The organism is Vibrio sp. 1CM7H, assembly GCF_023161645.1.
Taxonomy (GTDB): domain Bacteria; phylum Pseudomonadota; class Gammaproteobacteria; order Enterobacterales; family Vibrionaceae; genus Vibrio; species Vibrio diabolicus.
This window is the reverse complement of sequence record NZ_JALNTV010000002.1, coordinates 492,625-513,353: the sequence shown is the minus strand read 5'-3', so window position 1 is coordinate 513,353 and position 20,729 is coordinate 492,625. Positions and strand designations below refer to the sequence as shown.

The 20,729-nt window shown below is 43.5% G+C and carries 18 protein-coding genes; 14 read left to right on the top strand and 4 right to left on the bottom strand.

Annotated elements, in window-relative coordinates:
* The first annotated feature begins 85 nt into the window (after positions 1 to 85).
* From thrS to pheT, 12 genes are all read left to right on the top strand, one after another.
* Positions 86 to 2,014: a threonine--tRNA ligase gene (gene thrS / locus MSG33_RS10630; RefSeq protein WP_005395892.1), complete on the top strand. Its 1,929-nt coding sequence runs from the start codon at positions 86 to 88 to the stop codon at positions 2,012 to 2,014.
* A gap of 3 nt (positions 2,015 to 2,017) precedes the next feature.
* Positions 2,018 to 2,569: a translation initiation factor IF-3 gene (infC, locus tag MSG33_RS10625; RefSeq protein WP_074191168.1), complete on the top strand. Its 552-nt coding sequence runs from the start codon at positions 2,018 to 2,020 to the stop codon at positions 2,567 to 2,569.
* A 121-nt stretch (positions 2,570 to 2,690) separates the two neighbouring features.
* Positions 2,691 to 2,885 (top strand): 50S ribosomal protein L35, encoded by a 195-nt coding sequence (gene rpmI / locus MSG33_RS10620; RefSeq protein ID WP_005377932.1) that lies wholly within the window; start codon positions 2,691 to 2,693, stop codon positions 2,883 to 2,885.
* Positions 2,886 to 2,925: 40 nt separating this feature from the next.
* Positions 2,926 to 3,279 (top strand): 50S ribosomal protein L20, encoded by a 354-nt coding sequence (gene rplT, locus MSG33_RS10615; protein WP_004727974.1) that lies wholly within the window; start codon positions 2,926 to 2,928, stop codon positions 3,277 to 3,279.
* Positions 3,280 to 3,469: 190 nt separating this feature from the next.
* On the top strand, positions 3,470 to 3,787 hold the full coding sequence (locus MSG33_RS10610) for a heavy metal-binding domain-containing protein (protein ID WP_005377919.1): 318 nt from the start codon (positions 3,470 to 3,472) through the stop codon (positions 3,785 to 3,787).
* A 354-nt stretch (positions 3,788 to 4,141) separates the two neighbouring features.
* Positions 4,142 to 4,951, top strand: coding sequence for a helix-turn-helix domain-containing protein (locus MSG33_RS10605; protein WP_006741660.1), 810 nt, complete (start codon positions 4,142 to 4,144; stop codon positions 4,949 to 4,951).
* A 489-nt stretch (positions 4,952 to 5,440) separates the two neighbouring features.
* Positions 5,441 to 6,229: a TetR/AcrR family transcriptional regulator gene (locus tag MSG33_RS10600; RefSeq protein ID WP_005395898.1), complete on the top strand. Its 789-nt coding sequence runs from the start codon at positions 5,441 to 5,443 to the stop codon at positions 6,227 to 6,229.
* Between the two features lie 247 nt (positions 6,230 to 6,476).
* Positions 6,477 to 8,855, top strand: a complete 2,379-nt coding sequence (locus tag MSG33_RS10595; protein ID WP_104971560.1) for an MMPL family transporter — start codon at positions 6,477 to 6,479, stop codon at positions 8,853 to 8,855.
* Positions 8,856 to 8,873: 18 nt separating this feature from the next.
* Positions 8,874 to 9,665 (top strand): outer membrane lipoprotein-sorting protein, encoded by a 792-nt coding sequence (locus MSG33_RS10590; protein ID WP_005395903.1) that lies wholly within the window; start codon positions 8,874 to 8,876, stop codon positions 9,663 to 9,665.
* Positions 9,666 to 9,675: 10 nt separating this feature from the next.
* Complete coding sequence (locus MSG33_RS10585; protein ID WP_248380993.1) at positions 9,676 to 10,851, top strand: hypothetical protein; 1,176 nt, start codon at positions 9,676 to 9,678, stop codon at positions 10,849 to 10,851.
* Between the two features lie 191 nt (positions 10,852 to 11,042).
* Positions 11,043 to 12,026 (top strand): phenylalanine--tRNA ligase subunit alpha, encoded by a 984-nt coding sequence (gene pheS, locus MSG33_RS10580; RefSeq protein WP_005385470.1) that lies wholly within the window; start codon positions 11,043 to 11,045, stop codon positions 12,024 to 12,026.
* 18 nt (positions 12,027 to 12,044) lie between these two features.
* A complete protein-coding gene (gene pheT / locus MSG33_RS10575) occupies positions 12,045 to 14,450 on the top strand; it encodes a phenylalanine--tRNA ligase subunit beta (protein WP_248380992.1) in 2,406 nt (801 codons plus the stop codon).
* Positions 14,451 to 14,666: 216 nt separating this feature from the next.
* On the opposite strand, the gene MSG33_RS10570 is transcribed toward pheT, so the two are convergent.
* Positions 14,667 to 15,548: an AEC family transporter gene (locus MSG33_RS10570; protein WP_248380990.1), complete on the bottom strand. Its 882-nt coding sequence runs from the start codon at positions 15,546 to 15,548 to the stop codon at positions 14,667 to 14,669.
* 533 nt (positions 15,549 to 16,081) lie between these two features.
* On the opposite strand from MSG33_RS10570, the gene ihfA reads away from it, so the two are divergent.
* Positions 16,082 to 16,378 (top strand): integration host factor subunit alpha, encoded by a 297-nt coding sequence (ihfA, locus tag MSG33_RS10565; protein WP_005377899.1) that lies wholly within the window; start codon positions 16,082 to 16,084, stop codon positions 16,376 to 16,378.
* A 123-nt stretch (positions 16,379 to 16,501) separates the two neighbouring features.
* Here the strand turns inward: ihfA and MSG33_RS10560 are convergent, their stop codons facing one another.
* On the bottom strand, positions 16,502 to 17,281 hold the full coding sequence (locus tag MSG33_RS10560; RefSeq protein ID WP_006741655.1) for a RelA/SpoT domain-containing protein: 780 nt from the start codon (positions 17,279 to 17,281) through the stop codon (positions 16,502 to 16,504).
* A gap of 316 nt (positions 17,282 to 17,597) precedes the next feature.
* Between MSG33_RS10560 and MSG33_RS10555 the strand changes: the two genes are divergently transcribed.
* Complete coding sequence (locus MSG33_RS10555; RefSeq protein WP_046874957.1) at positions 17,598 to 18,248, top strand: thiopurine S-methyltransferase; 651 nt, start codon at positions 17,598 to 17,600, stop codon at positions 18,246 to 18,248.
* A 72-nt stretch (positions 18,249 to 18,320) separates the two neighbouring features.
* Here the strand turns inward: MSG33_RS10555 and purT are convergent, their stop codons facing one another.
* Both purT and cdd read right to left on the bottom strand, forming a co-directional pair.
* Entirely contained in the window at positions 18,321 to 19,496 is a 1,176-nt protein-coding gene (purT, locus tag MSG33_RS10550; RefSeq protein ID WP_248380988.1) for a formate-dependent phosphoribosylglycinamide formyltransferase, read from the bottom strand.
* Positions 19,497 to 19,642: 146 nt separating this feature from the next.
* Entirely contained in the window at positions 19,643 to 20,530 is an 888-nt protein-coding gene (cdd, locus tag MSG33_RS10545) for a cytidine deaminase (protein ID WP_005397788.1), read from the bottom strand.
* Positions 20,531 to 20,729: the final 199 nt, after the last annotated feature.

The window sequence follows — 20,729 nt, the reverse complement described above, 5'->3', positions numbered from 1 at the left end:
TGACTCTCAACTATTTTCAACAAATAGCTTCTAATTTGAATAACATGTGTTGCTTGGTGTGCAACACCACTGTAAAGGACATAGCATGCCTATTATTACTCTTCCTGACGGCAGTCAGCGTCAATTTGACAACCCAGTTTCTACTATGGAAGTTGCGCAATCGATCGGTCCTGGTCTTGCAAAAGCAACGATCGCTGGTCGTGTAAACGGTAACCGCGTTGATGCGTGTGACCTAATTGAAGAAGACGCAAGCCTTGAAATCATCACAGTAAAAGATGAAGTAGACGGTTTAGAAATCGTTCGTCACTCTTGTGCTCACCTTCTTGGTCACGCTCTTAAGCAGCTTTACCCACAAGCTAAAATGGCGATTGGTCCAACCATCGACAACGGCTTCTACTACGATATCGATCTAGATGAGTCTCTAACGCAAGAAGATCTTGAAAAGATTGAAAAGCGTATGAAAGAGCTAGCGAAAACCAAGTACGAAGTTGTTAAGAAAAAAGTAAGCTGGCAGGAAGCGCGTGATACGTTTGAATCACGTGGCGAACCATACAAAGTGGAAATCCTAGACGAAAACGTATCTCGTGATGATCGTCCAGGTCTTTACCACCATGAAGAATACATCGACATGTGTCGTGGTCCTCACGTTCCTAACATGAGCTTCTGTCAACACTTCACTCTATTGAATGTGGCAGGTGCTTACTGGCGTGGTAACAGCGACAATAAAATGCTTCAACGTATCTACGGTACGGCTTTCCACGATAAGAAAGCACTGAAAGCGCATCTAACTCGCCTAGAAGAAGCAGCGAAGCGTGACCACCGTAAGATTGGTAAGCAACTAGACCTATTCCACATGCAGCAAGAAGCACCGGGTATGGTGTTCTGGCATCACAATGGTTGGTCTATTTTCCGTGATCTGGAAGTATTCATCCGCGCTAAGCTAGATGAGTACGGTTACCAAGAAGTAAAAGGTCCGCTAATGATGGACCGTGTTCTTTGGGAACGCTCAGGTCACTGGGATAAATACGCTGATGCAATGTTCACAACTTCTTCTGAGAACCGTGAATACGCAATTAAGCCAATGAACTGTCCAGGTCACGTACAGATCTTCAACCAAGGTCTAAAATCGTACCGCGACCTACCGCTACGTATGGCAGAGTTCGGCTCATGTCACCGTAACGAACCATCTGGTGCACTGCACGGCATTATGCGTGTACGTGGCTTTACTCAGGATGATGCTCACATTTTCTGTACTGAGAGCCAAATCCAAGAAGAAGTAACAAACTGCATCAAGATGGTGTACGATACGTACCAAACATTTGGTTTCGACAACATCGTAGTGAAACTGTCTACTCGTCCAGAGAAACGTGTAGGTTCAGATGAAATCTGGGATCAATCTGAAGAAGCATTGAAGCAGTCTCTTGAATCGATGGATATCCCATACGAAATTCAAGAAGGTGAGGGTGCGTTCTACGGTCCTAAGATTGAATTCACACTATACGATTGTCTAGACCGCGCTTGGCAGTGTGGTACTGTCCAGCTAGACTTCAACCTACCAGGTCGCCTAGGCGCTACTTATGTAGGTGAAAATAACGAACGTCTTGTACCGGTAATGATTCACCGTGCGATTCTAGGTTCACTAGAGCGCTTCATTGGTATCCTTATCGAAGAATATGCTGGTTTCTTCCCAACTTGGTTGGCGCCAGAACAAGCAGTTCTTATGAACATTACTGATAAACAGTCAGGTTATGTTCAAGAAATAGTACAAAAACTACAAAAAAGTGGAATTAGAGCTAAAGCGGACTTGAGAAATGAGAAGATTGGCTTTAAAATCCGCGAACATACTTTGAAGCGTGTACCGTATATGCTTGTTGTTGGTGACCAAGAAATGGAAGCTGGCGAAATTGCAGTACGTACTCGTAAAGGTAAAGATCTTGGTAAATTTAAAGTGGATGATTTTATTGCATACATCCAAGACGAGATCTCTAGCCGTAAGCTCAATCTGGAGGAATAAGCTATTAAAGGCGGAAGACGTGGCCAACAGCCGGTAAAACAAAACCCGCACCGTATCAACGGTGAAATTCGTGGTATTCGTGAAGTTCGACTAACAGGCGCTGACGGTGAATCAGTTGGTGTTGTATCGATTCAAGAAGCCATTGCAGCTGCTGAAGAAGCTGGTATGGATCTCGTTGAGATCAGTCCTAACGCCGAGCCACCTGTTTGTCGTGTGATGGACTATGGTAAGTTCCTCTTCGAGAAGAGCAAAACTGCTAAAGAGCAGAAGAAGAAGCAAAAGCAGGTCCAGATCAAGGAAGTAAAATTCCGTCCTGGAACTGATATTGGAGACTATCAGGTAAAACTACGCAACCTGACGCGTTTCCTTGAAGAAGGCAACAAAGTGAAGGTAACAATTCGCTTCCGTGGCCGAGAGATGGCACACCAAGACATCGGTGTTGACGTTCTAAATCGTCTTAAGGAAGATACTGCAGAACTTGCTGTAGTTGAATCTTTCCCTAAGAAGATTGAAGGTCGCCAGATGATCATGGTGCTAGCCCCTAAAAAGAAGTAATTAACGGCTCATCAAGTAATTAAAACCTAGCCGCTTTCCTTTCGATAAAGGCATAACGGCTGGGTTTTGTTCGCCCTAATTACGTTGTTTATTAAACCTACTCAATGCGGAGTTATTCATCATGCCTAAGATGAAAACCAACAAAGGTGCTGCTAAGCGTTTTAAGAAAACTGCTGGTGGTATTAAGTACAAGCACGCTACAAAACGTCACATCCTGACTAAGCGTACTACTAAGAACAAGCGTCAACTACGTCCGAATGCAATCCTTCCAAAATGTGAAGTGGCTGCAGTAATCCGTATGTTGCCATACGCTTAATTCTTTTTAGTTATCAATCGTTTAGTTTAGGAGAAGCATAATGCCTCGCGTAAAACGTGGTGTACAAGCTCGTGCACGTCATAAGAAAGTTCTAAAACAAGCTAAAGGTTACTACGGTGCGCGTTCACGTGTTTACCGCGTAGCTTTCCAAGCAGTTACTAAAGCTGGTCAATACGCTTACCGTGACCGTCGCGCTAAGAAACGTCAATTCCGTCAACTATGGATTGCACGTATCAATGCGGCATCTCGTCAAAATGGTCTATCTTACAGCCGTTTCATCAACGGTCTTAAGAAAGCATCTATCGAGATCGACCGTAAGATCCTTGCGGACATCGCAGTATTCGACAAAGCTGCATTTGCAGTTCTAGTTGAAAAAGCGAAAGCTGCTCTTTAATTAGCAGTTTAGGATTAAGAGAAGGAGAGCATTAGCTCTCCTTTTTTATTGCTAAAATATATACCCAAATATTTTTCAGTTTTGCCATTCAGAATCTTGTCTATCAGTCTTCCCGATTTGATTAGTGATCAATGCTCTGTTGGTAATAAAATGGCTTGGGTATATATTTTACGTTTATAAGGGACTAAAAATGATCTACACAACAACAGAAAGCATTCCGGGCAAGCAGATCTCTGAAATAAGAGGGGTTGTAACTGGTAATGTTGTTCAATCAAAACACATCGGTCGTGACCTCATGGCGGGTATCAAAAGCATTGTTGGCGGTGAAATTCGCGGTTACACGGAAATGATGACCGACGCGCGTGATATAGCTATACAGCGCATGGTAGCAGACGCTGAATCTAAAGGTGCAGATGCGATTGTAGGGATTCGATTTACCACGAGCTCAATCGTAGATGGTTCTTCGGAAATTTTGGCATTTGGTACTGCAGTGAAACTTGCGGACTAATATACGAGGAAAAGCGTTGCTAGGAATGGTGAATTTTTATTCATTTTTCGTTTTTTCTTTTTAGGTTAATTATTCTAGATTTTCGCAGAGCGAATAGGCTTATATTCTTAACTTTACGTTACCATTAAAATTAATCCCAATAATTTAGAGTAATTGCTTCACTTTTGTTTTGTGTATCATTTTATATTCATAATGAAATTGAATTCATATTGAATTTTCCATTTATCTTGTGAATTTTGATTTCGATATATTAATTCATATTTTTCTTATAAAAATATGAACTTATACCTTGCCAAGCGGTTCTAAATTGTTACAAATACTATACAGCTGTAACATTGCCAAAAGGAATTGTAGATGAGAGATCTGACTCCCGAATACTTGCTAGCCGCATTACGCCAAGCGATTAAAACAAAAGGGCTAACATATCGAGAGCTATCTGAGAAAATGGGCATGCCGCTGTCCACTTTTAAGAGACACTTAACAAGCACAAATCTCGCTTTGGATAAACTGCTTGAATATTGTAGAGCTGTTGATTGCACGTTAGATGAACTACAAAAGCTTGCGAATCAATTACAAGGCGAAGACGAGGATTACTTTAGCCGTACGCAAGATGAAGTTTTTTTTCAATTTCCCCATCTTTACGATTTTTATCGTGAATTGAGAATGCTGCGAGGCAAAGATGGATATTCCATTTTAAAGAAAAAGTATGATTTGTCTGAGCAGAGCATGTCTGATTACCTAAAAGCTTTGGAGTTACTGGATCTTGTTTACGTTGATGAAGATAAAAATATAACGTTGCACGGGCCGTTATATTACAGCTATGCAGAAAACTCCAAGCTCAATGATAAATATACGGAAATCATAAAAGAACAGACAACAACCCACGATAAATGCGTTCGTGTGGCTTTGGCACGCATGAAAATTACCGAAGAGCAGCTTTTGCAATTGGAAGATCAAGTCGCAAAAACGGTTATCGATTTTCATTCCAAAAATGTTGTGGCAGAGAACTTCAACGTCTCTGATTTTACTAATATTGTTCTACTTGCAGGGCCACATCAACCAGTCACATTCTCTGATGGAATTATCGAGACAGAAGGGCGATTTATTGACGATATTCGTTATGCCATCGCATCTGCAGGTGATAAACCAAGCCTCTCGATTTAGAAATTCAGTCTTTTACTTAAAGAGAATCGCTTTTCTCATTATGTTATTGAGTTTTGCAGCTCTAATATTGAAAGGAAGCAGTAAAAGAAAAGCCCAAGACAGAGCACACTTTGTAAATAGAGCATCTATCAGTTACTGTTTTGAATCCAAACTTTAAGTGTTTTGGGCTTTTTTGAATAACATCATTTCAATATCACTCGTTGTCCAATTTTTAAGGTTCTGATTTTTGGGGTTATGTCCCCGCACTCCACTCTAGCCTTTCCTTACAATCAAATCATTCTCGCTGAACCAAGCATCTTGATGTTACTTGGTTATATATAATTAAAGCTTATTTTTCGGTTAGCTATAAATTCATACTTGCAATGTTTGTTTTTTGATCTATTATGACGAAGTGTCATTTGTGACGGTTCGTCAAATTTAGTGGCGTTCCTGTATTCAAGAATCGTGTTACAATTATTGGGAGTGTGTTGGTATACGGATCAAAGGATTATGTTTAACTTTCGCTGTAAAAAAGATAGCAAGCAAGACGGATGTCGTACGTCTTCAGGGCTAACTAAAAAACAACAGGCGATTGCTGATCGTGAAATAGAGCTTATTCAATTGGCTAAGTCTCTGGTTCAAGAGCAAGGCTTTGCCAACTTAACGATGGACAAGCTCACAGCGGCAAGCCCTTACTCGAAGGGAACGATCTACAATCATTTTTGCAGCAAAGAAGATGTGATTCTTGCGCTTTGTATTCACTCGCTGAGAAGCGAGGCAATATTTTTCGAACGTACCGCTAAGTTCAATGGCAATACCAGAGAAAAAATCATTGCTATGCATGTAGGTTATCGTATTTACGCTCGTATGGAGCCTGTACTATCAACCTGTGCGATTGTTGCAAAGACGCCTTGGGTCCTAGAGAAAGCTTCGCCTAAGCGTGTGAATGAATTGAACAACTTAGAAGAACAAGTAATAGATGGTGCTGATGCGTTGGTGAATAATGCGGTGGAATGTGGAGACCTTAAGTTCTCTCCCGCAATTGGTTCTGATGCCATCGTATTTGCTAACTGGTCTATTGCCTTCGGTTCAAACGCTCTAGCGCAAAATGCATCGAACAGTCGATGTATTCAGCGAATTCAAGATCCATTCTCAGTACTGCATAACGCGAATATGTTACTTGATGGTTTAGGGTGGTCACCTTTATCAACAGAGTGGGATTACCGTAAAACGTGGCGTCGAGTGGAACAGGAATTGTTCAGCGAAGAGCTTGCTTATTTAGAGTCTGTGAATCGCTAATCGTTATAGAGGCCATCTAATATTTTAGTTGGCTTTTTTATTACACCATTGTGACGAATCGTCAAAAAATTAGAAATTGGTACTCAAGTTACCGATCTCGAGAAGTATAGGAAGTTACTCAAAAACTAACTTATATAACCAAATAAATTCGATCTGATTTTTATATGTTGAAGTTATCTGGTTATCACAGCATTCGCTGTTTTTTTTAGTTTTTAAATTTGACGAAACGTCACAAAAGGAGAGTGTGATGCCACATCACAACGTTCAACAACAAGCCCGAATGAGCTGGGTCAAGCTACCAACGAATTACAGTGTGTTGGTTGTGCTTGCTACCGTTTTATTGATTGTTATAGCAACTATTGGAGGAAAAAATCTTTACTTTAGAGGGGATTACGACATCTTTTTTGATGGAACAAATGAGCAGTTACTTGCGTTTGATGAAATTCAGACTACCTTTGCAAAATCTGACAGTCTTGCTTTGGTCATAGCGCCAAAAAGTGGCACTGTTTTTACTCCTAACACCTTATCTCTTATTCAGCAGATCACTGACGAGGCGTGGCAAGTCCCATACTCCACCCGTGTTGATTCCCTTGCTAACTACCAGCATACCGAAGCGTTTGAAGATGATCTTCTTGTCGAAGATTTACTGTATAGCGAATATGAATTGACGCCTCAGCGAATCGAGAAAGTCAAAAGTATTGCGTTGAGTGAGCCGGTTTTGAAAAGTTCACTGATTTCCGAAAAAGGGGATGTCACGGTCGTGAATATTACGGTCCAACTCCCTGAGGTCGATAAAACCGCTGAAGTACAAGAAGTGGTTGCCTACATAAACGGAATGATTGAGCGTTATCAGCAAGTGTACCCGGATACTGAGTTCCACAAGGCCGGTATTATTGCAATGAACTACGCGTTTATGACCGCAGCTCAAGATGACAGCGCAACATTAGTGCCGACCATGCTACTAGTGATATTGGTTTTCCTGACTCTCATGTTGCGCTCGTTGCTTAGCGTTATCGCGACACTCATCGTTATTATCGGCTCAGTTATGGTGACAATGGGCTTATCAGGATGGGCTGGTATGTTCTTAAGCACGGCGACAGTTAATGTGCCTACCTTGGTGATGACGCTTGCCGTCGCCGACTGTGTACACATCATAGCGACGATGCGTCAGTCAATGCAAAACGGCTTTAGTAAAGCCCATTCTATTGAACGAAGTATTGCGCTCAATTTCATGCCCATCCTGATTACCTCTATTACCACCGCGATCGGCTTTTTAATGATGAATATGTCGGATTCTCCAATCCTGAGAGATTTCGGCAACCTATCAGCCCTTGGCGTCATGATTGCTTGCTTCCTTTCCATCACATTACTTCCGGCGTTACTTCATATCCTTCCTGTTAGGGTGAAGTCAGACACTGCTGATGAAAGAAAGCACTTTATGGATCACTTAGGGGATTTCGTGGTGTCAAAGCGACATGCGTTATTGCCGTTGTCGGTGCTTGTTATTGTCGCGAGTGCGAGTTTGATTCCGCTGAACAAAGTCAACGATGAATCCGTCGAGTACTTTGGTCATAGCAATGAATTTCGTCGAGCGGCTGATTTTATGGAAGAGCGAATCAGTGGCATGGCGAACATCAGTATCGCGATAAAAACTAACGAATCGCAGGGTATTGCGGATCCTAATTTTCTCAATACCGTGGGTAAATTTACTGACTGGCTAAGGTTGCAGCCAGAAACGGACCATGTTGCGACCTTGAGCGATGTTTATAAGCGTCTAAACAAGAACATGCATGGAGATGATCAGGCTTATTACTCGCTCCCTCAAGACAGAGAATTAGCGGCTCAATATCTGCTGCTTTATGAAATGTCACTACCGTATGGCTTAGATTTGAACAACCAAATCAATGTTGATAAGTCGTCGATCAAGATGGTTCTCACTGTGGAGAACTTGGGCAGCGTCGAGCTTGTTGATTTGGAAAATCGTATTTACCAATGGTTTAACGAAAACGCGCCTCAGTATGATGTTGTTGCTTCTAGTCCATCACTGATGTTTGCGCATATTGGCGAAACGAATATGGCTAGCATGCTGTCAACCTTGCCTATCACTCTGGTCTTAATTTCGGCATTACTGATCTTTGCCTTACGCTCGTTCAAGCTCGGTTTAATCAGCCTGGTCCCGAATATCGCCCCTGCGCTTATTGGTTTTGGTATTTGGGCACTGGTTTCTGGTGAAATTAATTTGGGGTTGTCTGTTGTTGTGACGTTGACGCTTGGCGTTGTGGTCGATGATGCCGTTCATTTTCTCTCTAAATACCAACACGCTCGTAAAGATGGCCATAGCGCGGAACAAGCGGTTCGTTACGCTTTTCGCACCGTGGGGCGCGCGCTTTGGATTACGACTGTCGTGCTTGTTGCTGGTTTCTCCGTTCTGGCGATGTCGAGCTTCCGCTTAAATGCCGATATGGGACAGTTGAGTGCCATTGTTATCTTCATTGCTCTTGTTGTGGATTTCATCTTTCTACCGACTCTACTGATGTTGTTTGACAAAGGCGTCTACGACGAGGTGGACCGCCGAAACAAGCTTAAATCAACTGACTCTCAAACCACGGCTGTTATTCAGTCATAACGAATCAAAGGATTGAACATGAATTTACTAAAAAATGCCTTAAAAGTATCTGCACTTTCTGTCTCGCTTTTTATGAGTCATGCGGTGTTAGCGGATGAAGCGAAAGGATTAGAAATTGCTCAAGAGCGCAAAGCCCGTGATGAAGGGTGGGGGGATTCTGTTGCTACTATGAAAATGATTCTGCGGAACGCGCAAGGAGAAAGCAGCACACGTTTAATGCGCCTTCAATCACTCGAAGTTGAGGACGATGGTGACAAAGGACTCACAATATTTGATGAACCAAGAGATGTGAAAGGCACCGCGTTTCTCAACCACTCTCATACAGTGGGTGCCGATGACCAGTGGCTTTACCTTCCAGCATTGAAGCGTGTGAAACGTATTTCCTCGCGTAACAAATCAGGCCCTTTTATGGGTAGTGAATTTGCGTATGAGGATCTCAGTTCTTTTGAGATCGAAAAATATCGTTTCAATTACTTAAAAGATGACACCATAAATGGGCAAGATGTTTTCGTCATAGAGCAAATCCCGACCGACAAAAATTCAGGTTATACCAAGCAAACGGTGTGGTTAGATAAAGCGCATTATCGCCCCCTGAAAGTTGAGTTTTACGATCGCAAAGGGTCGTTGTTAAAAACGCTTTCTTTCTCAGATTACAAGCAGTACCTCAACCAATATTGGCGAGCGCACACCATGGCGATGACAAATCATCAAACAGGAAAAAGCACTGAGCTAACAACAAGTGAAATGCGCTTTAACACTGGGCTCGAAGACAATGATTTTCATAAGAATGTGTTAAAACGAGTGAGGTAGTGGAGGAGAAATGAACCGATCAAATGTTGGGTTGTTGCTTAGCGCAGCAACCTCTCTTTACTCGATGCCTCTTGCCGCCGTTGAGCTTGCAGGACAAGTCAATATTGAGCATCGTCAGTTTTTTGATTCTGGCTCTCAGGGTCAGAGCAAAGCGCAAACGTCATTGGTTTTGCAGCCAGAATTTTACTGGGAGATGCAAAATGGTGATGCGAGCTTTACCCTCACACCTTTCTATCGTTTGGATAGTCTAGACGATGAGCGAAGTCACGGAGACATAAGAGAGGCGCTTTATCTGACGTACTGGGATGATTATGAGCTTCGAGTTGGGATTAGTAAGGTTTTTTGGGGAGTGACGGAATCCGCCCATTTGGTTGATGTAGTAAACCAGACAGACGCCATTGAAGCCGTCGATGGTGAAGATAAGCTCGGTCAGCCGATGTTGCATTTTACCTCATTCAAAGATTGGGGCACCGTCCATGCAATGTTATTACCTTACTTTAGGGAGCGAACGTTTGCGGGTACTGACGGTAGTTTACGAACCGAACCTGTTGTCTCAGATGATGCTATCTATGAATCAAGCAGAGAAGAAAAGCAGGTAGATGTGGCTTTTCGATATTCGAAAATGCTTGGCGATTGGGACGTAGGCCTGAGCTATTTATATGGAACAAACCGGGATCCTTACTTTCGTTTTGAGTACGGGGAGTTAAAGCCTTACTACGCTCTGATGAGTCATGTCGGTCTCGATGTACAAGGAATCGTTGGCGATTGGTTATGGAAACTGGAAAGTGTTTATCGAGATAGTGCTGATAATCATGTTGGTCTTGTGACGGGATTTGAATACACCTTCGTTGGCGCATTTGACACGGTTTGGGATGTGGGTGTGATTGGTGAATACCTCTATGACAGTCGTGGGAATAACGCACAAACTATCGGTCAAAATGATGTGTTTGCAGGCATTCGCTGGGCGTTCAACGACGAGGACGGAACGGAAGTGTTGACGGGAATCACAAAGGATTTAGATAACGCCGATGTTTACAATGCCAAGTTAGAAGCCTCGAGCCGAATATCGAATAACTTTAAGTGGCAAATTGATGCTTGGTTGTTCAAAAATGAAACGCCAAACGATTTGCTCTATTTCGCCCGAGATGACGATTTTATCGAGCTATCTATTCAATACTATTTCTAAAACAAAAGGGCACAACTTAACGGCAGATTAATGAAAGATGACATTTTTGACGTTTTTGTGCTCTTTTTATTCAATAACCTCTTCTTTTCGTAATTCAATTTGGCATTGGTGCCCGGTTTGGCTACTATGTACAGCTATCAAAAAACCAATCACTCCCTTATGGACACTACCAACAGGTAGATGAGGAAACGATGCAACATCTAGAAGAGATCATTGCTAGCGCGAGCACTGCAATTGAAGCTGCCGAATCGCTAGTCGCACTTGATGAAGTGCGTGTTCAGTATCTGGGTAAAAAAGGTGAGCTAACTGCTCAACTTCAAAGCCTAGGTAAACTACCACCAGAAGAACGCCGTGAAGCTGGTCAAGAAATCAACAAAGCGAAAGGCGTCGTTCAGCAAGCTATCGCAGCTCGTAAAGACGCACTACAACGTGCAGAGCTTGAAGCGAAACTAGCCGCTGAAACAATTGACGTGACATTACCAGGTCGTCGTATTGAGAACGGTGGTTTACACCCAGTAACTCGTACTGTAGAGCGTATTGAGAAATTCTTTGGCGAACTTGGTTTTAACACAGAAGCTGGCCCAGAGATCGAAGATGCATTCCACAACTTTGATGCGCTAAATATTGCCGCTGATCACCCAGCGCGTACTGACCACGATACTTTCTTCTTCAATCCAGATTTGATGCTTCGTACTCACACGTCAGGCGTACAGATCCGTACGATGGAAAATGGTAAACCACCATTCCGTTTCATCGCACCGGGCCGTGTATACCGTAACGACTACGACCAAACACACACGCCAATGTTCCACCAGGTGGAAGGCATGCTGGTTGATGAGAACGTAAACTTTGCACAGTTGAAAGGCATCCTGCACGATTTCCTATGTAACTTCTTCGAAGAAGAAGTAGAAGTACGTTTCCGTCCATCTTACTTCCCATTCACTGAACCTTCAGCTGAAGTAGACGTGAAAGGCAAAAACGGTAAATGGTTAGAAGTACTAGGCTGCGGTATGGTTCACCCGAACGTACTACGTAGTGTAGGCATCGATCCTGAAAAATACTCTGGTTTCGCATTCGGTATGGGTGTTGAGCGTCTAACGATGCTTCGTTACGGCGTGAACGATCTACGTGCGTTCTTCGAAAACGATCTTCGTTTCCTAAAACAGTTCAAGTAATCCAGAGGGTTCATCAACATGAAATTCAGCGAATCATGGCTTCGTGAGTGGGTAAACCCAGCGGTTACTACTGACGAACTCACTCATCAAATTACAATGGCCGGCCTAGAGGTAGACGACGTTCTTCCTGTAGCGGGTTCTTTCACTGGCGTTAAAGTGGGTCACGTTGTTGAATGTGGTCAACACCCAGACGCAGACAAACTTCGCGTTACTAAGGTTGACGTGGGTGAAGAAGAGCTTCTAGACATCGTTTGTGGCGCACCTAACTGTCGCCAAGGTCTGAAAGTAGCGGTAGCAACAGTTGGTGCTGTTCTTCCAGGCGATTTCAAAATCAAAAAAGCGAAACTACGTGGCCAGCCATCTCACGGCATGCTTTGTTCGTTCACTGAACTAGGCATCGATGTTGAGTCAGACGGCATCATGGAACTAGCAGAAGACGCAGTAATCGGTACTGATTTCCGTGAATTCCTAGGTCTAGATGACGTAACGGTAGACGTAGATCTAACAGCAAACCGCGCTGACTGTTTCAGCATTCGTGGTCTAGCTCGTGAAGTTGGCGTACTAAACCGTGCTGACGTGACTGAGCCATCAGTAGAAGCAGTTGCCCCTTCAATCGACGATAAAGTGTCTATTGAAGTGAAAGCTCCTGCTGCGTGTCCTCGTTACCTAGGTCGTGTTGTTAAGAACGTAAACGTTCAAGCTGAAACGCCACTATGGATGCAAGAGAAACTGCGTCGTTGTGGTATTCGCTCTATCGACCCTGTTGTAGACATCACTAACTACGTGCTTCTAGAGCAAGGTCAACCAATGCACGCATTCGATCTAGCGAAGATCGAAGGTGGCATCGTAGTTCGTATGGCTGAGCAAGGTGAGAAGCTAACACTTCTTGACGGCAGCGAAGCAGAACTAAACGCAGATACACTAGTAGTAGCAGACCACAACAAAGCACTTGCAATCGCAGGTATCTTTGGTGGTGAAGAGTCTGGTGTAACAACTGAGACTAAAGACGTTCTACTAGAGTGTGCATTCTTTGCACCTGACCACATCCGTGGCCGCGCTCGTAGCTACGGTCTGCACACTGATTCTTCAATGCGTTTCGAGCGTGGTGTGGATTACGCACTACAAGTGAGCGCAATGGAGCGTGCAACTCAGCTTCTAGTTGAGATCTGTGGTGGTGAAGTAGCACCTGTTGTTGCAGTAGAGTCTGAAGCAGACCTACCTAAGCCAAACAAAGTTGCTCTACGTCGTACTAAGCTAGACAACCTACTAGGTCACCACATCGCTGATGCTGACGTAGTAGAAATCCTAGAGCGCCTAGGTTTGACTGTTGAAGCTTCAGAAGAAGGTTGGGTGGCAGTAGCGCCAACATGGCGTTTCGATATCGCTATCGAACAAGACCTGATTGAAGAAGTTGGCCGTATCTACGGTTACGACAACATTCCTAACCAACACCCAGCCGCAGCACTTAAGATGCACAACCACGTTGAAGCGGATCTTCCACTGAAACGCGTTCGTGATCTTCTTGTTGACCGTGGTTACCACGAAGCAATTACATACAGCTTCGTTGAGCCTGAGCAACAAAAGCTAGTTGTACCTGGTGTTGAGCCTCTAGTGCTTCCAAACCCAATTTCAGCAGACATGTCAGCAATGCGTCTTGGTCTTATCCAAGGGCTGCTGAACACGGTTGTTCACAACCAGAAACGTCAACAGCCACGCGTTCGTCTATTCGAATACGGCCTACGTTTCATCCCATGTGAATCTGCAGAAAACGGCATGCGCCAAGAGCCTATGCTTGCAGGTGTTATTGCTGGTACTCGTGGTGAAGAGCACTGGGATATCGAAACTAACACCGTTGATTTCTTCGACCTTAAGGGCGATCTAGAAGCGATTCTAGAGCTATCTGCGAACGAAAAAGCCTACTCTTTCGCTGCACTGTCACCTGAAAGCAAAAAAGCTAACCCAGCACTTCACCCAGGTCAATCTGCGGCAATCATCGTAGATGGCAAAGAAGTGGGCGTGATCGGTACCGTTCACCCTGAGCTTGAGCGTAAGTTCGGTCTAAACGGTCGTACTATCGTATTCGAAATCGAATGGTCTGCAATCAACAGTAAAGTGATCCCAGAAGCGGTTCAGCTTTCTAAATTCCCATCAAACCGTCGTGACATCGCAGTAGTTGTGGACGAAGCGGTAGCATCTGGTGACATCGTTAATGCTTGTTTAGAGCAAGGTGGCGAGTTCCTTAAAGATGCGAAGCTGTTCGACGTGTACGTAGGTAAAGGCGTTGAAGACGGTAAGAAGAGCCTAGCAATCGCTTTGACTCTACAATCAGTTGAGCGCACGCTTGAAGATGCAGACATCGCAGGTGCGGTAGATGCTATCGTTGCTCACGTTTCTGAGAAGTTTGGTGCGTCTCTACGTGACTAAGCGTTAGATGAACTATCTCTCTTAAGAAACTAAAAACCCTGTCAAATCGGCAGGGTTTTTTATGTTGAGCATTGTCTTATTGTGATTCACGTACTAGGCCGTTTACGTCACCTCCAACAACCTCAAAAATCTGGACCAAACTTGAGGTAGCGCTTAATCGAGATTTGGCTTATATCGTTTTTCCGCCAACAGACGCTAACGCAAGTTTATTGGCAGCTAGGCGGCGAGTGAGAGGGTATAGCTAAGCAGAAGAGGCAGCGTAAGAATACTGAAAAAGTTGCCAAATAGTACCATTGACGCCACTTTCATGGGCTCTATATTCAGCCTTTCCGCAAATAGGTAATTCATGACGGCTGGTGGCAGCATTGTGAAGAGTACCATCATTTGCAATTGCATCGTTGGAAGGGGAATTAACCAATAAATAAGTGCAAATGCAACCGCCCCAGTTGCAAGCGACTGCACGGTACACAATACACCAACCTTTAAACCGTCCATTCTTAAATGACACATTTGCGCCCCCAGGGATAAAAGCATCACGGGTACTGCCGCTTGGCCAAGTAGAGCCGTGGCTTCGTATAAAGGTGCCCATGCCCCCACATTTGACACGTTGAGAAACAGAGCCAACGACGCAGCTAAAAAGATTGGCATCTTGACTATTTGCTTAAAAGGGTTGCCATGACTAAGTAGCATTACACCTAAACTAATGTGCAAGCATGCTGACACGACAAATAGCAGTACTGCTGAGGATAGCGCAATTTCTCCAAACGTATAGGTAAACAAAGGAATAGCAAGGTTTCCGCTATTGCGAAACATATGTGGTGGTGCCCAGGTTTTAAACGACAGTGACGTCAATCGACATACAGGGATCATGAGTAGTGCGGGAACCAAAACCGCGACAATTGCTGCAAAAAGGAGTGGTCCCTGATTCGAGCCTAACGGCATGCTAACGAGCGAAGAAAACACCAGCGCAGGTGTGAAAACCTCAATGTTAATGCGGTTGATTGGACGAAAGTCAGGCTTGATGTAACGACCTACCAAATAGCCGACGCCGACAAGAGCAAAAACAGGGAAAAGAATATTTATGATTTGATTAATCATGGTCGCCTAGATGAAGTGTAAGGAGCTAATGTGGAGATACACGAAGAACCACATTATCAACCTTTATATATTGCGTCATCGCTGAACAGCGAGAAGCGTGGGTTTAATCAAGCTTTCTAAGCACAGTTACAAAGCCAGGTGGTCATACCATTTAGTTCAATTGTTACGTATCGAGTTACATACAAATCACTGAATTTACGACAAGTTCTATGTCAAGTGTCTGTTAAATAACCAATCTCTGATATTTTTATTAAATAGTGATTAATGTTGGTATTTAAACTACTTTTAGTTTTATCAGCTGGATGTTTTTCCTATTAAAGAGAAAACAAAAACAAAAATATCAAAATGTTGGCGTTTAACAATAATTTACATAGTGCTATTCCTTTTGTTCGCCAAGAAAAAAGTTGGCGAAAATCATAAGCTTGTCATACACTTCCTGATGTAACCCCGATATGTTGTTGAATTGGTAGGGTAAAACTGCTCTGGCGCTACACTAACGTAGCATTGTTTAACATAGCTTTGAGGAAAGTTTTATGGCGCTCACAAAAGCCGAACTGGCAGAAAACCTGTTTGATAAATTAGGATTTAGTAAGCGGGACGCCAAGGAAACGGTGGAAGTGTTCTTTGAAGAGATTCGTAAGGCACTGGAAAGTGGCGAACAGGTAAAACTGTCAGGTTTTGGTAACTTTGATCTTCGTGACAAGAATGAACGACCTGGTCGTAACCCGAAAACCGGTGAAGATATTCCAATTACTGCTCGACGTGTAGTGACTTTTCGCCCGGGTCAGAAGTTAAAAGCTCGTGTAGAAAACCTGAAGAAAGTACAGTAAGCCGAATAAATGGATCACGCTAAGGCGTGGTCTTTTTTTTGCGTAAAACTTGTGTCGCATATAAACGAAAACCACCGCAATGCGGTGGTTTTTCTGTTTTTGAGTATATCTTAATGATATGGATTACGCTGCTTCTAGGTGCGTTGTTAAGTATGGTTGCCATGCTTGTTGGTACAAGTTTTTAGACTGTGCACGCATGTTGCGAATAGAAGCGAGTTCTAGTTCGCTTAGTTCGCGTTTCTCCATCATCGCTTGGCGTTCTAGTTTCTGGATTTTTTCGTATAGGTCGTGTTCAGGACCGCTTTTCACATCTGCGATGGCTTTTAAGTGCAGTTGAACTTCGGCAACTAGATTTGTCTTTGGTAAACGAACGAGTAAGTTCAAGTCTCTATAGCCTGAAGGACCAGGTTTTTTGAAGCGATTTTTTACTTTAACAATTGTTGTTTCACGCTCTAAGGTTTCATAAATGGAGACTAAGCTCGCGACGTCTTCAGCAACAATCGTGGCACGGGCTAGGTCAGTAATGCGTTCGACTTTTCCATCTAACTCCAAAGCTATTTTTTCTTCTGCTCGTTGTTTGGACTTTACGCCTGCGAAGTATGGCTGAGCATCATTAAGAAGTGCGGTACTTTTACAGATAGTTTCAAGCTCAAATTGTGCTTGGTGAGCTTTGCTGTAAAGAATGTCGAAGTCAGTGTATGGCTGAGTTGGAGTTGCGTCGATTGACTGAATACCATACAAGCCGCTAAGGCTATGTTTAAAGAGTTTCGAACAAACTTCGTTTTGACTTGTTGAACGATTTTGATCGCCACTCGGCGCTGGGGTAATTGGAAGTGCGGCAAATGCCGGTGCACGGCTAAGTACCAAAAGCATCAATGCTGTAGTACGAAGAAATAAGCTCATTCACTCTCCTTAACTTGCTTGTACTTAGAAAATAGGGAACATAAAGGTCGCTAAGTTCGGCAAATCAGGTACTAACTTATTAATGGGGTCATTACGAAAGATTCCAAGGTTTCAGTTTTGTCTTGAAGTGGAATCGTGCGTTAGATCACCATTTCTCTTTTCTTTATTCTGTTTATCAGATAAAGGTGTGGTTCCTATAAGAACGTTTACATCCTACCACCGCTGTATTAACCAAAGATGAACGGCATAGACAAATTGAAAAAAATCGTTAGTCTTACTTCTCAAAATGAAAATCAGCCGACAAGTAGAAAGTAAAATGAGAGACCAAGAGTTTTGGCATAATAAATGGGCCAGTAATCAAATCGGATTTCACTTGGAAGATGTAAACCCGCTATTACCTGCATATTGGCAACACACAAACCCAAAGCGTGAAGACAAAGTGTTAGTGCCTTTGTGTGGAAAGTCAGAAGACTTGATTTGGTTAGCGATGAAGCATGATTCAGTTGAAGGTGTTGAGCTGAGCCATATCGCTGTTCGTGCCTTTTTTGCTGAACATTTTTATACGCCAACCGTGACGCCTGTTAATGGTATGCACGAGCTTTATCAATTTGATGAGCTCTCTATTTATACTGGGGACTTTTTCACTGCACCAGTATCTCAAGCCGATATCATTTATGATCGCGCCGCGTTGGTTGCTTTACCGCAAGATATGCGAGAGGAGTATGTAGAGCGTCTCAAGCAACTTTTGAATCCAGGCGGTCGTATTTTGCTTGTTACACTCAACTATCCTCAAGAAGAGATGGCGGGGCCTCCATTTAGCGTGCCAGTTGAAGAGATTGAGCAGTTATTTTCAGGTTACAAAGTTACCTGTTTGAACGTAGATGAAGCTGATGAAAACCATCCTAAAATTGCAAAAAAAGGCTTAAGTCGCTTCTCTGAAGAAGTGTACCTAATCGAGAGTGAATAGGTTTTTTGGGTTTGTAAAACGAAACAGCGCAGCAATTAGAGCTGCGCTGTTTTTTGTAGGAGCGGAGCTCGTTTAATATGTGATATTCACTTTTGATGCACTTTCAACAGCATCTTGAACGGCTTCTTCGGTGGTTTTTCGTCGCGTAAGGACAACACCTAAACGACGGCGACCATCGATTTCTGGCTTGCCGAATAGACGAACTTGCGTTTGAGGTTGAGCTAAGGCTTTGGTTAGGTTGTCAAAGCGAATGTTTGTGGAAGTCCCTTGACCAAGAATAACGGCCGACGCAGATGGACCATATTGTACGATATTATTAATCGGCATTCCGGTAAATGCACGTACGTGGAGAGCAAACTCTGACATTTCCTGAGAAATCATAGTGACCATGCCTGTATCGTGTGGGCGAGGAGAGACCTCATTGAAAATGACCTTATCGCCTTTAACAAATAACTCTACACCAAAGATGCCGTAGCCACCGAGTGCGTTGACTACTTTCTCTGCCGTGTATTCTGCTGCTTTTACTGCGTTTTCTGACATGGCTTGTGGTTGCCATGATTCGCGGTAGTCGCCATCTTCCTGACGATGGCCAATTGGAGCACAGAAGTGAACACCGTCAACGGCTCTTACGGTCAATAAAGTGATTTCGTAATCGAAGTCGATAAAACCTTCCACGATCACGCGACCTGCACCCGTACGTCCGCCTTCCTGTGCGTAATCCCATGCTTTTGCTACGTCGTCTTCGGTCTTGATGACACTTTGCCCTTTACCTGAAGAACTCATAACTGGCTTTACTATGCACGGGATGCCTACATGCTCAACCGCGGCTTTGAAGTCTTCAAAAGTATCTGCAAAATGATAAGGTGATGTCGTCAGTTCTAGCTCTTCTGCAGCCAAACGTCGGATACCTTCACGATTCATTGTTAGCTTGGTTGCCTTAGCGGTTGGAACAACATTCAGCCCTTTTTCTTCAAGTTCTACCAGTTTGTCGGTTGCGATAGCTTCGATTTCAGGTACGACGTAAGTAGGTTGTTCCTTCGTAATAACTTCTTCTAAGGCGCTTCCATCTAACATATCGATGACGTAACTACGGTGAGCAACTTGCATCGCTGGAGCATTAGCATAGCGATCACAAGCAATCACTTCTAAACCAAGTCTCTGACATTCAATTGCGACTTCTTTACCGAGTTCGCCAGAGCCTAAAAGTAATACACGGGTAGCATTTGCGCTGGTTGCAGTGCCAAACATAGTGTTCCCTTACAAAAATAGAGTGGTGAGACAGAAATTGCAGGAGATCATACTGAAGTTTCATGACAAAGCAAACGTTTGCTTTTGGTTTTTAGGCAATAAAAAAGCTCTACATGCCGTAGAGCTTTTTATACTGAAATTGTCGCTTATACGTTGACAAAACTAAGTGGAATATCTGGATTCAACGCTTCTAACGTTGATTGCGTATCAGCCAAATGACTGATCTTGCCTTCTGAGTTTTCTACCAGAGCAGCGGCTTTGATATTGTCAAAAGTTTCACCCGCAAGTAGTACTTGGATCAGCGCAACTTGTAATGGCGGCAAGCTAGGGTTAAACGCCGCATTTTCCGCATAAGCACCTTGGAATACACGGCCGCTAGCCATTTCTAATGCTAAGCCACTCAAGTTGTTGGTATATGGTGAGTGGCTCATGTTCATCGCTTCAACAGCGCTTTGAATTAGAGTGTCTTCATCATCGCATGAGAACTGATGCTTTACTTCTGCCATTAAGCCGGATTCGATACCGAGATCGTTTGGTCCAAAGGCTTCAGGTAGGTATTCATGCAGCGACTTTTCTTCGCGTTCTGGGAGCTGAATTTTAAGCTCGTTTGCGGTAGATAACTCGTTCATGAACTGACGGCAGTGACCACATGGGCTGAAGTTAATAGTGATATCTTTAATACCACGTTCACCTTTCATCCAAGCGTGGCTAATTGCAGACTGCTCAGCGTGAACTGTTTGACCTAACTGAACACCAAAGAATTCCATGTTGGCACCGAAGTAAAGGCGACCTGAGAGACCACGAACGATAGCACCGACATAAAATTCAGAAAGAGGAGCATAGGAATATGCTGCGGCAAAAGGAAGTAGAGCAACACGAAGCTCTTTATCTGATAGACCGGTAGCTGAAAGCAACTGCTCAAACTGTTGAACTGAAAGCGTAGCATCAAAATCATCAGCTTGGATGATAGGAGCAAGTTGTTTGGAAAGTGCTTCTGGAGCGCCTGCTAGCGCCTGTTCAATGCGACTTTTCATGTTGAATCCTTGTTATTGCATGGACAGTTATTCTATGTGAAGGATAGAAATGTTCCGTGCGTTAGATCACGATAAATAATGCAATTGATAATTCTGTTACATAATTAGAGTGAGCTCACACATGTATTCGATTGCACTGACGTGAAGCGTTATCTCCGTCTCACAATTAACCATATCAGTATATATTCATATGACCAAG

Coding starts and splice junctions, on each gene's coding strand:
- MSG33_RS10590 (WP_005395903.1), top strand. CDS start 8,874: ATGAATTTACTAAAAAATGCCTTAAAAGTATCTGCACTTTCTGTCTCG.
- MSG33_RS10600 (WP_005395898.1), top strand. CDS start 5,441: ATGTTTAACTTTCGCTGTAAAAAAGATAGCAAGCAAGACGGATGTCGT.
- MSG33_RS10560 (WP_006741655.1), bottom strand. CDS start 17,281: ATGAGCTTATTTCTTCGTACTACAGCATTGATGCTTTTGGTACTTAGC.
- cdd (WP_005397788.1), bottom strand. CDS start 20,530: ATGAAAAGTCGCATTGAACAGGCGCTAGCAGGCGCTCCAGAAGCACTT.
- rpmI (WP_005377932.1), top strand. CDS start 2,691: ATGCCTAAGATGAAAACCAACAAAGGTGCTGCTAAGCGTTTTAAGAAA.
- MSG33_RS10570 (WP_248380990.1), bottom strand. CDS start 15,548: ATGATTAATCAAATCATAAATATTCTTTTCCCTGTTTTTGCTCTTGTC.
- MSG33_RS10595 (WP_104971560.1), top strand. CDS start 6,477: ATGCCACATCACAACGTTCAACAACAAGCCCGAATGAGCTGGGTCAAG.
- pheS (WP_005385470.1), top strand. CDS start 11,043: ATGCAACATCTAGAAGAGATCATTGCTAGCGCGAGCACTGCAATTGAA.
- purT (WP_248380988.1), bottom strand. CDS start 19,496: ATGTTTGGCACTGCAACCAGCGCAAATGCTACCCGTGTATTACTTTTA.
- MSG33_RS10555 (WP_046874957.1), top strand. CDS start 17,598: ATGAGAGACCAAGAGTTTTGGCATAATAAATGGGCCAGTAATCAAATC.
- MSG33_RS10605 (WP_006741660.1), top strand. CDS start 4,142: ATGAGAGATCTGACTCCCGAATACTTGCTAGCCGCATTACGCCAAGCG.
- rplT (WP_004727974.1), top strand. CDS start 2,926: ATGCCTCGCGTAAAACGTGGTGTACAAGCTCGTGCACGTCATAAGAAA.
- ihfA (WP_005377899.1), top strand. CDS start 16,082: ATGGCGCTCACAAAAGCCGAACTGGCAGAAAACCTGTTTGATAAATTA.
- thrS (WP_005395892.1), top strand. CDS start 86: ATGCCTATTATTACTCTTCCTGACGGCAGTCAGCGTCAATTTGACAAC.
- MSG33_RS10610 (WP_005377919.1), top strand. CDS start 3,470: ATGATCTACACAACAACAGAAAGCATTCCGGGCAAGCAGATCTCTGAA.
- pheT (WP_248380992.1), top strand. CDS start 12,045: ATGAAATTCAGCGAATCATGGCTTCGTGAGTGGGTAAACCCAGCGGTT.
- MSG33_RS10585 (WP_248380993.1), top strand. CDS start 9,676: ATGAACCGATCAAATGTTGGGTTGTTGCTTAGCGCAGCAACCTCTCTT.